At 62.8% G+C, this 10,819-nt stretch carries 5 protein-coding genes and 1 rRNA gene; 1 reads left to right on the top strand and 5 read right to left on the bottom strand.

The annotated features are described in order from the left end of the window. The 3 genes from F4X41_06490 to F4X41_06480 form a co-directional block, all read right to left on the bottom strand. A 23S ribosomal RNA gene (locus F4X41_06490) occupies positions 1-3,423 on the bottom strand; the annotation flags it as partial. A gap of 164 nt (positions 3,424-3,587) precedes the next feature. Next, a complete protein-coding gene (locus F4X41_06485) occupies positions 3,588-4,577 on the bottom strand; it encodes a nucleoside hydrolase (protein ID MYB16667.1) in 990 nt (329 codons plus the stop codon). 57 nt (positions 4,578-4,634) lie between these two features. Then, positions 4,635-7,217 (bottom strand): hypothetical protein, encoded by a 2,583-nt coding sequence (locus F4X41_06480; GenBank protein MYB16666.1) that lies wholly within the window; start codon positions 7,215-7,217, stop codon positions 4,635-4,637. Between F4X41_06480 and F4X41_06475 the strand changes: the two genes are divergently transcribed. Next, positions 6,948-8,543, top strand: coding sequence for an iron-containing alcohol dehydrogenase (locus F4X41_06475; protein ID MYB16665.1), 1,596 nt, complete (start codon positions 6,948-6,950; stop codon positions 8,541-8,543). The two genes, F4X41_06480 and F4X41_06475, sit on opposite strands and share 270 nt — an antisense overlap. On the opposite strand, the gene F4X41_06470 is transcribed toward F4X41_06475, so the two are convergent. Both F4X41_06470 and F4X41_06465 read right to left on the bottom strand, forming a co-directional pair. Then, positions 8,540-9,568, bottom strand: a complete 1,029-nt coding sequence (locus F4X41_06470; GenBank protein MYB16664.1) for a C-terminal binding protein — start codon at positions 9,566-9,568, stop codon at positions 8,540-8,542. The two genes, F4X41_06475 and F4X41_06470, sit on opposite strands and share 4 nt — an antisense overlap. After that, complete coding sequence (locus F4X41_06465; protein ID MYB16663.1) at positions 9,538-10,815, bottom strand: iron-containing alcohol dehydrogenase; 1,278 nt, start codon at positions 10,813-10,815, stop codon at positions 9,538-9,540. Before F4X41_06465 ends, F4X41_06470 begins: the two co-directional genes overlap by 31 nt. Between the last annotated feature and the right edge of the window lie 4 nt (positions 10,816-10,819).

The raw sequence follows: 10,819 nt of genomic DNA, 5'->3' as shown, positions 1-10,819 counted from the left end.
ACTGTCTCACGACGTTCTGAACCCAGCTCGCGTGCCGCTTTAATGGGCGAACAGACCAACCCTTGGGACCTGCTACAGCCCCAGGATGCGACGAGCCGACATCGAGGTGCCAAACAGCGCCGTCTATGTGGACTATTGGGCGCTATTAGCCTGTTATCCCCGGGGTAACTTATAGCCGTTAGCTGCAGCCCTTCCATTCGGAACTGCAGGGTCGCTAAGCCCGACTTTCGTCTCTGCTCGACGTGTATGTCTCGCAGTCAAGCTCCCTTATACCTTTGCGCTCTACGGTTGATTTCCATCCAACCTGAGGGAACCTTTGGGCGCCTCCGTTACATTTTGGGAGGCGACCGCCCCAGTCAAACTACCCACCTGAGATTGTCTCCACGCCGGATAACGGCCGCGGGTTAGACCTTAGAACGCACCAGGGTGGTATTTCACCATTGACTCCACCGAAACTAGCGTCCCGGCTTCACAGTCTCCCACCTATCCTACACAGATACGCCCCAGGATCAGTCCCAAGATGTAGTAAAGCTCCCGGGGTCTTTTTGTCCTGTTGCGGGTAGCCCGCATCTTCACGGGCACTTCAATTTCGCCGGGTCCCCTGCCGAGACAGTGCCCAGATCGTTGCTCCATTCGTGCGGGTCGGAACTTACCCGACAAGGAATTTCGCTCAGTCGCTCCCACCTGTTTCCAGGTAGGCTGGACTCTCTCTTAACCGACTGCGGTTCATCTGCGCGGCGATCGCGCGGATGGCCGTCAAACCTTCCTGCGTCAAATGCTCGTCTTTCTCCATCCTCAGCAGCACTTTCCGGAATTTGAGAAATTCCAGTCGCTTCTGCGTCTTTAGCGGATGTTTCATGAAAAAGGGAACAATGCGCTCCAAAAGGTGCTCTCGTTTCCTCACTCTATAAGCCATTCGATCGCCGTGGTTCTTGCGAACCACTCCGCAACCGAAATAGCTTTTGAGGCCGTGGAGTACCTTGACGTCGCGGGCATGTTGGACGACGGTGAATTCCGGCAGCACCTGGTATCCGGTGCTCATCTCCCCATGTCGGCTGATGCCGATGTGGAAGCAGCCTTCACCGTCCACAAAACCCGTGACCCACGCCGCATTCAGATTCATATGTCAGTTCCGAACGTTTGGTCTCTGAGGGTTCCCGGTTTTAGCCGGGTCTTCCCTGCGGATTACCCCCATGTCCGTCGGATTTTTACTGCCGAGTCCTGATTCAAAGATCAAGACCGGCGAGTACCGATCGGTTTTGGAGGGCTTTCCCGCATATAGTTCGGTTTCTCTAAGGCTAGCGATTCTGCAACCTTAGGACCGTTAGAGTTACGGCCGCCGTTCACCAGGGCTTCGGTTCAAAGCTTTTACACCTCTCCCCTTAACCTTCTGGCACTGGGCAGGAGTCAGCCCCTATACATCACCTTGCGGTTTAGCAGAGACCTGTGTTTTTGTTAAACAGTCGCCTGGGCCTGTGCACTGCGACCCCCTCAAGCTCCCGGCCGCGTGGGCCGTTCACCAAAAGGGGCACCCCATCTCCCGAAGTTACGGGGTCAATTTGCCGAGTTCCTTAGCAGAGGGTATCCCGATCACCTTGGGGCACTTACCCCCGCCCACCTGTGTCGGTTTGCGGTACGGGCACCTGGGTTCGGACACGAAGCTTTTCTTGCCAGCCGGGCTCAATCGAGTCGGTCCTGCCGAAGCAGGTCCTCCCCATCGCATCTCGGATTTCCAGTCGCACGGATTTACCTATGCGACCAACCTACGTGCTTAGACGCGCATTCCGTCAACGCGCTCGACCTACCCCGCTGGGTCCCTCCAATGTCCATAGAACCCGAGGTGGTACTGGAATGTGAACCAGTTGTCCATCGTCTACGCCTGTCGGCCTCGACTTAGGCCCGACTAACCCTGAGCGGATTAACCTTCCTCAGGAAACCTTGGGCATACGGTGTGCGAGTTTTTCACTCGCATTTCGCTACTCATGCCGGCATTCTCACTTCCACGCGCTCCAGCCGTGCTCTCGCTCGACCTTCTCTGCCCGTGGAACGCTCCCCTACCGTCCGCCTTGCGGCGGCTCCCGCAGCTTCGGCACTCGACTTGAGCCCCGTTACATTTTCCGCGCAAGATCGCTTGACCAGTGAGCAGTTACGCACTCTTTCAATGGTGGCTGCTTCCAAGCCAACATCCTGGCTGTCTCAGCAATCTCACATCGTTTTCCACTTAGTCGAGATTTAGGGGCCTTAGCTGGCGGTCTGGGTTGTTTCCCTTTCGACAATGGAGGTTAGCCCCCACTGTCTGACTGCCCGGTATATCTGCTGGTATTCGGAGTTTGATAGGGGTTGGTAAGCGTGAGCCCCCTAGCCCAGTCAGTGCTCTACCCCCAGCAGACTCAAGATCCGGACGCTAGCCCTAAAACTATTTCGGGGAGAACCAGCTATATCCAGGTTCGATTGGCGTTTCACCCCTAACCACAGCTCATCGCCCAAATTTGCAGCTTTGGTGCGTTCGAACGTCCACGAAATGTTACTTCCGCTTCCTTCTGGCCATGGTTAGATCACCTGGTTTCGGGTCTAACCGCTGTGACTATTCGCCCTATTAAGACTCGCTTTCGCTCCGGCTCCGAACCAGAGATTCTTAACCTCGCCACAACAGTTAACTCGCCGGCTCATTCTTCGATAGGCACGCCATCACGCGTTGCGACCGTTTACGGGCTTAGGCGCCGGCGGTGTCCCGCGATTCCTGCCGAAGCAGTCCCCGCGTTCAACCACCCGCGCTTGGCCCAAGTCGCCATAGCGCTCTGACTGTTTGTAAGCGATCAGTTTCAGGTTCTATTTCACTCCCCTCCCGGGGTACTTTTCACCTTTCTCTCACGATACTCGTTCGCTATCGGTCACCAGGAGTAATTAGCCTTGGAAGATGGTCCTCCCAGGTTCCCACAGGGTTTCACGTGTCCCGTGGTACTCAGGATTTAGAACGGAAGGTCGCGGGCTTTCGCCTACCGGGCTATCACCGTCTCTGGCGGGGCTTTCCAGCCGCCTTCGGCTAACCTGCGTCTTTGTAACTTCCTTGGTCCCTGCAGGGGGACCGGTTCGATCCTGCAACCCCGCGCGCACAACGGCCTGCACCTTCATACATGAACGCGGTTTGGGCTGATCCCCTTTCGCTCGCCACTACTGAGGGATTCGCTATTGCTTTCTTTTCCTCGGGGTACTTAGATGATTCAATTCCCCCGCTTGCCTACCTGCTCCTACTTTGGAAATCCTTCAGAACAGGCCGACAGGCGTTTCCGCCTGCCAGGTTTCCCCATTCGGGCATCTGCGGGTCAAAGCTCGCTCACAGCTCACCGCAGCATTTCGTAGTCTGCCACGCCCTTCTTCGGCTCCTAGTGCCAAGGCATCCACCAATCGCCCTTAATATCTTGGGATCTATTGGATTCCTCGGGTCGGCAAAACTGAAGTTTTGCACATATTGACTTGTAAAAGGTGCTGCCTCAGCCTGGTTTCGGCATCAAGCGATACCGCGTCCAAGGACGGGCTTTGGCAAAGTTAGCTGTAGATTGTAATCCAACCACCCGGAAGCGGTCGAATCAGCCGCCCAGCAGCGATGCGAATGCGGCCCTGAAAGCACCCTCGTCGGCCGAACGCGATATCTCCCAGACCGCGGTCGGAGTCACCGCCGGATCAACCGAGCGCCGCATCGCGTCGTCCAACAGGGCCTGGGACCGCAGATCGACCACGGTCATCCCCCAGGCCGCGTCCCGGCCGGCGTCCACGTCAAGCGGATACAGGCCCGAGTCGACCGCGTCGCGGTCGGACAGCCAGACCATCGTCAGCATGTCCGGACAGACCATGCGGCCGCCGGCATTGGCTTTCGCGGTTACCGCGTGGTAGTGGGTCAGCGGCTCACGCAGGAATCGGGCCGCCGCGGTTCGGCCTTCGTTGAGCAGGCTCACCTCGGCCTCGCCGAAGGTGGTGTTTTTCATCACGTCAAAAGTGAGCATCCGTGGCGGACTGGGCCAGTTGGCGTTGACCATTTCCTTGGCCGCCAGAGGGTCGCCGGCCACGTTGAAGCTGGCCACCGGCGAAACGTTCCCGGGCAGGTTGAAGGTGCCGCCCATATATATGAACTCCTTCAGCAGCCCCGGCAGTCCAGGTTCGAGGCGCAGCGCGCGGGCGATGTTGGTGGCCGGGCCGAGGGCCGCCAGGGTGTACTTCCCGGGATTGCGACGGCATAGGTCGACGATCGCCTGGTCGGCCGGCAGGGGATGTGGGTCGATTTCGTGATCGGGAAGCTCAGCATCGCCGAGCCCGTCGTCGCCGTGCACGTAGCTGGCCCGTGCCGGAACCGGCGAACCGGCCAGGGCGTCGGCCGCGCCCAACGCAAGTGGCACATCGGACCGATCGGCGGCGCCCAGAACCCGGGCAATGTTGCGGGCCACCGCCGGTTCGCCGACATTGCCGTGAACGCTGCAGATCAGCGCGACGTCGAACTGCGGCGTGGTCAACGCGTACCAGAGCGCTACGGCGTCATCGACGCCGCAGTCGCTGTCGACGATCAATTCAATTGGTTCAGACATTGGTTGGCTTCCAGGGAGAGTTCGGACCCTTCAATCGGCTAGGCACTGGTCAAATCGCTATCCGATCGCCGCCAGGGTAGGCGTGGCCGGCGGCACTTCGATTTGGCTCGTCCGCAACCAGACGCCGACAGATGCGTCGGCCGGCAGGATCCTCGCCCGTGGTTCGATGTGCGCACCATCGGACGCAAGGAATGACAGCAGGATCCGGCCTTCCGCGTCGCGGATTGAACGGATCACGCCGATCGACTGGCCAAAGAGCTGGACTGCACTGCTTGAGTGTTGGGCGCCGGGTTGCGAATCCGCTTCCAGGAACCTTCGTTGCGGGAGGATTCGGCGGCCGTTGGCCAGCTCTACCGCGTGCTCGACGCGACCGTCTTCATGCACGCGGACGAGGATGCGCAGGCGGTGCGGATCGGGTTCATCAGCCGGAGCGGTGGATACGAACCGGTACCCGGGCAATTGGAGTGCCTGGAATGGCGAGATGCCCAGCGTACTCAAGAGCTGGTCATTTTCGTCGTCGATTTCCGCGATCGCGCACTGGGCGTTGTCGACCAAATACCCGAACAGCGGCAACGCGAGCCGCAGTTCGGCGTCAAGATCCAGAGCCGCCGCCGGATCCGCCCCGTCGGCCAGGGCCAGCATTCCCGCCAGGCCGCGAACGGATCCAAAACACGTCGCTTCGCGTGCGAATTCGGACAACTGCTCCGCCACCGCGCCGTCCCAACCTTCATCGTCAGTGCGGGCTGACCGAACCAGTTCGCCGGCGTCGATCAGGGGCGCCAGCACGCTCTCGGCGTACCTCAGTTGGGAAAGCAGGGCGAGCGCTTCCGCGTAGGAGATTGCCGCGCCTCCGGCCAGCCTTGACTGGAGATTTCGCCAGCTCGAGGCAAGGGCCGCGTATTTTCGCGACGCATTTTGCGCGCTTACCAGCACCAGGCCCTCGACTCGCGCCGGATCTATGAGCAGCCCCGCGGAGTGCGATCCGGCGAGGCCGGATTCGGTCACCGACATCAGGTAGTCACGTGCCAATGCGGCGCGGACCGAATCGGGCGTCGGGCCGGTGGGGAAATCCGGGTCTCCCGGAACCGGAACCGTGCCGGTTCGAAGTTCCTCCAACCGTGAAACTGCGGGCCGGTCGAAGATGCCGCCTAACAGCACGCTCCGCACCCCGGCGGCAAATACTGCCTGTCTGCGCTGCAGAATTCCGACCGCGGCTTCGCGGTCGGCCAGGTCGGTGACCGTCCGGGTGACTTCGCCGTCGGCATCCGATTGCGCGGTCACCTCGAAGGTTGAGTCGTCGACGCGTACGCGCAGGGGTCCGAACGTGGCCCCGTCGATGACGTCGATGTGCTTCCAGACGCTGTGGTAACTGACGCCACGTCTTTCCTCATCGAGGACGAAAAGCGCGACAAGCACCCAGGACCGGCCGGGTCGATTAAGGGTCATTTCCTGGGCCGCCACCCCCGCAAGGGTTTCGCTGGAACCGCTGGCCGTGACGTCGCCGGTGTGGTACGAGGAGCCCGCGCTCCAAGCAGATTCCGTCACCGCCAGGTTGTAGAACCACTGCCGGATGAAGCCCCCGGTGCTGCCGGGCCCGTAGCCTTGGACCTGGACGATCGGGGCGACTTCGTGCAAATCGCCACCGCCGACGTTACCCACGCGGTAGTGCACCGTGAATGGTTCGCCGGCGATTACCCGGTCCGGGACCACCAGGGCTTCGACTTTCGGAGCGGGCATCAGCTGCCGGTCCAGCTCGTCGATCAGTCGGATGAATAGCTCGAAGTCGGCCGCCAGCGGTTGCAGACCCCCACGGCTGTAGGTCGTTGCCTCGACGATGTACGCGCCGGCCGGCAGGAATTTCTCGATGCGCGCGTTGTTGCCTATCCCGCCGTCGTCATTCGCGCCGATCACGGCCCCTTCGGGAGTGGCCATCGACAGAACCGGGTCGCCGTTCGTCGACGTGAGGTCGACGCGGACGCGACCTGGCTCCGGAATTTGGAATAGGTAGTTGCGAGCCGGGTGGGCGACGACGATCCTGGAGCCGCACGTCTGGTGCGACCAGGTCCCGGAGGCGGCGAGGTCGGTTCCCGGCTGCAAAGTACCCAGAGGGATGATCTCGCAACCCTCGACGAACCCAATCGTCAATGCGAAGGAAGCCGCCCCGCGGGCGCGTCCGCCGACCGTTGTGGCTTCGATTTGATATGTGCCCGGCTCGAGTTCGCGTTCGATGCGGGCATTCAGCAGCTGACCGCCGTCATCGTCGTCGGCCAGGCGGTTTCCGTCGGAGTCGAAGAGATACAGATAGGGATCGGCCGATTCGGAGGTCAGCTCGATGCGCACGCGCCCGGCCGCCGCCACTTCGAATTCGAAATGCCTGGCTTCGCTCCCGGGGCGCAGTTCGGACTCGCAGTCGGCGGTGCTCCAGCGTCCGCTGGCCTCGAGCGCGGCGGTCGGATCGGAAAGCTGGCCCAGCGCGGTGGCCGCGCAGCGCTGTTCATCCTGACCCAGGGCCGCATCGAAAGCCGGACTCACCGCGATCACGGCGGCCACTGCCAGAAGGGCAACCAGCAGCCGCGCGGCGGCCGGGCGTGGGAGGATCGCGATTCTCAGTGGGTACTGCCTGCCGAGAGGGAAAGTCAGCGGATATTCTCGCCCCGCCCGCCGCCGCCGATTCGAATCGGGTCGCGCGGCGGTGCCGCCGGTCGGCGAAAGCCGGCGCCGGCCAAAAAATCGGCGAACATATCAGGGGTTACCCCAGCAACAGAACCGTCCGCTCAACGGACGACAGCGATCCGAGGATTTTTCATGGCCGTAGACCCTGCCGTATTCAGGACGACCAAGATCGTGGATTTCGAAGCCGGCGCGGTTGGCCGGCTGGCCGAGGAATTCGGATACCTTGGCGGAAGCAAGGCCTTCGTCGTCACCGACCAAGGACTGCGCCAGGCCGGCATCGTCGACCGGGTTGAATCGCTTCTCGCCGAGGCCGGAATCCCCTTCCAGACGCGCGAAAACCCGGCCCAGGAACCGCCGGCGTCGCTGATCAACGCCACTGCCGATGAAATCGCCGGTTCCGGCGCCGACGTCGTCATCGGCCTGGGCGGCGGCAGTTCGATGGACACCGCGCAGATCGCCGGTTGCGCGGTCGCCAACGGCAAGCGGGTCGAGCAACTGATCGGGGTAAACGAGGTGACCCGTCCCGGTTTACCCAACATTTCGATTCCGACCACCGCCGGCACCGCCTCCGAGGTGACCGGCAACGCGGTGGTAGTGATGGACGATTCCTCCAACAAGGTGCCGGTTATTTCGCCGCACATTTACCCGGACGTGGCGATCGTTGATCCCGAACTGACGCTGGGTCTGCCGCCCGCGGTGACCGCCGCTTCGGGGATCGATGCGTTCTGCCACGCGACCGAGTCGTACCTCTCCAGCAACGCCACCGTGCAAACGAAGATGTTCGCCCGCGAGGCGATGGGATTGATTCTCCAGAACCTGCCGCGCGCCTACCGGACGGGCTCGGATATCGAGGCGCGCAGCGGCCAGATGCTGGGAGCGCTATTGGCCGGATATACGTTGGCAAATGCCGGCGTGACCATCATTCACGCCGCCGCCCACGTCATCGGCGCCCGCTACAAGGTCCCGCACGGCATAGCCAACGCGATCTGCCTGGTGCCGATATTCAAGTTCTACGCGCGAACCGTGCCCGAGCGGGTGGCGGAGTTGGCCGGTCCGCTGGGGATCTCGGACAAGATCGCCGCAACCACGGCCCGCGCCGATGCCGCGATTGGGGTCGTCGAGCAACTGGTCGACGATCTGGAAATCGAGACCCGGATGAGCGCCTACGGCGTGCGCATGGACGACATCGACGAAATGGCGCGTTTGACCGCCGATTCCGAACGCCTGCAGCTGCAGAGTCCCGCCCAGGCCTCCTTCGAGGAGCTGCAGGAGATGTTCCGGGGGATCTACTAGCTGCGGGAGCGACCCTTGCCGCCCTCGGCAAAGTCGGGGTTGGCGATGTGGTCGGGCTCTCGGCCGGCCAGGACGTCAACCACGCTCTGAGCGGCGCGCCGCCGGTTTTCCTCCAGCGAGGTCTCGGAGTAGAAAGCGGTGTGCGAAGTCAGGATCGTGTTCGGCGCCGTCCGCAGCGGGTGGTCCGGTTCTAGCGGTTCGGTTTCGTAAACATCCAGCCCCGCGCCGGCGATCCGGCCCTGCTCCAGCGCTCTGGCCAAGGCGACGGTGTCTACCACCGGCCCCCGGGAGGTGTTGACCAGATAAGCGCTGTCTTTCATTGCCGCAAATTCGGCGTCGGAGAAAAGATGGTGAGTATCGGGTCGCAGCGGTACGTGCAGGCTGATCATGTCGGCGGTTGCGATGATATCGTCCAGGGAGACGAAGCGGGCGCCGGTCTCGGGGTCGGCGGCGCCGGTCGGGAAGCCCGGGTCGCAGGCGACGATCTCCATCCCCAATCCGGCCGAGATCCGGCCCAGCTGCCTGCCGCAACGCCCGAAACCGACGATCCCCAGGCGCAGCCCTGACAGGCGCCAGACTGGCTTGGCCAGACCGACTCCGAAACCTCCCTCGATAAGGCCGCGGTGGGTCTTTAGCAGGGCGCGGTTCAGGCCCAGCAGCAACGCCAGCGCGTGCCCGGCGACCTCCTCGGTGCAGTAGTCGGGGATGTAGGTGACCGGCACGCCGCGCGCGGTGGCGGCGGACACGTCGATGTTGTCCACGCCGACCCCGTAGCGGGCCACGACCCGCAGGTCGGCGGGCGATCGAATGACGGCCGCCGTCGTCTTGGCGAAAACGGTCAGGATCGCGTCGCAGTCGCGGGCCATTTCGACCAGGGTCGCCTCGTCGCCGCTGGGGGCGATCTTGTATTCGATGCCGGCCCCGCCCAGGACCTCGTCCTCGATCCGGGTGCCCACCCAGAACGTGTCGGTCAAAAGAGCCCGCGGCACGGCGGCTACCAGTAACTCATCGCGTCGCTGAACAATCCGGCCAGATCATCGCGTCCGGCCGGCCGCGGCGAGAGCTTGGTCACACGGTGCTGCGGCAGGGTGCCCTCGACCAGCGCCGGTATGTCGTCGGGCCCGAATCCAATCGCGGCCAGGCCGCTGGGCAATTCCAGCCGTCGCATGAGGGCAATGACGGTTTCGGCCAGCAGCGCGCCGGCGTCAGCGTGGTCAACCCCGGCCACGGCGGCTCCCATAAGGCGGGCCGCCTCCAGGTGCCTGGACGGGTCGGCCGATGCGGTCCAGCGGAAAACCGCCGGCGAATTGAGCACGACCGAAATACCGTGCGGGATTATTGGCTTGCCGGGCGGATATCCTGACGGCTGGTAATTGCGGACCATGCTCGAGACCGGGTAGGACATTCCGTGGGGAAGGTGGACTCCGGCGTTGCCGAAGCCGATTCCGGCGTAAGCGGCCGCCAGCATCATCTGCAGGCGGGCCCCGGAATCGGAAGGGTCTTCGATCGCAGTCACGATGTGGGAGCCGACCAGGCCGATCGAGGCGGTGGACCAGATATCGGAAATCGGATTGGCGCCCTGGTAGGCCGGCCGCATACCCGGTTCGGACGGCGCCTCGCGCTGCCCGAACGGTATCGCGGTGAGCGATTCGAGGGCGTGCGAGAGTACGTCCAACCCGGAGGCCGCCGCAACCATCGGCGGCAGCGTTGCGGTCGCGGCCGGGTCGATGATGCCCACCGTCGGACGCAGGGCACGGTGCGCGATCCCGGTCTTGGCGTTCAGTTCGGCGTAGTCGAATATCGCCACTCCGGTTGTCTCCGAACCGGTGCCGGCGGTGGTCGGGACGGCGATGTGCGGCCGCAATTGGCCGGGCACCGGCGCGCCCCGGCCGATCGGCTGATTCACGTAGGTGTCGAATTCGGCCGGGAATACGGAATAAAGATTGGCGACCTTGGCGGTGTCCATGCTGGAACCGCCCCCGATCGATACGAATCCGTCGCAGTGGGCCGATTGTGCCGCGGAGACCGCGTGTTGCATGGAGCTGTCGGTGGGTTCGACCGCGACCTCGTCGAAGACTTCCGTCTCCACCCCGCCTGACTTGAGACCGGCGATGGCATCGCTGAAGAAATCGAGCTGGGCCACCACCGGATCGGTGATGACCATCGCCCGGCGGATCCCCAGCCGCGCGGCCTCGAAGCCAATCTCGGATATCGCCCCCGGCCCCACCTTGATCGATGAGGTGTCCAGGGTGAATACTCGGTCTACTAGCATCTAA

The organism is Chloroflexota bacterium, assembly GCA_009840625.1.
Taxonomy (GTDB): Bacteria; Chloroflexota; UBA11872; order UBA11872; family VXNJ01; genus VXNJ01.
Note: the sequence above shows the minus strand (reverse complement) of the source record. Positions and strands in the feature narration are given on the sequence as shown.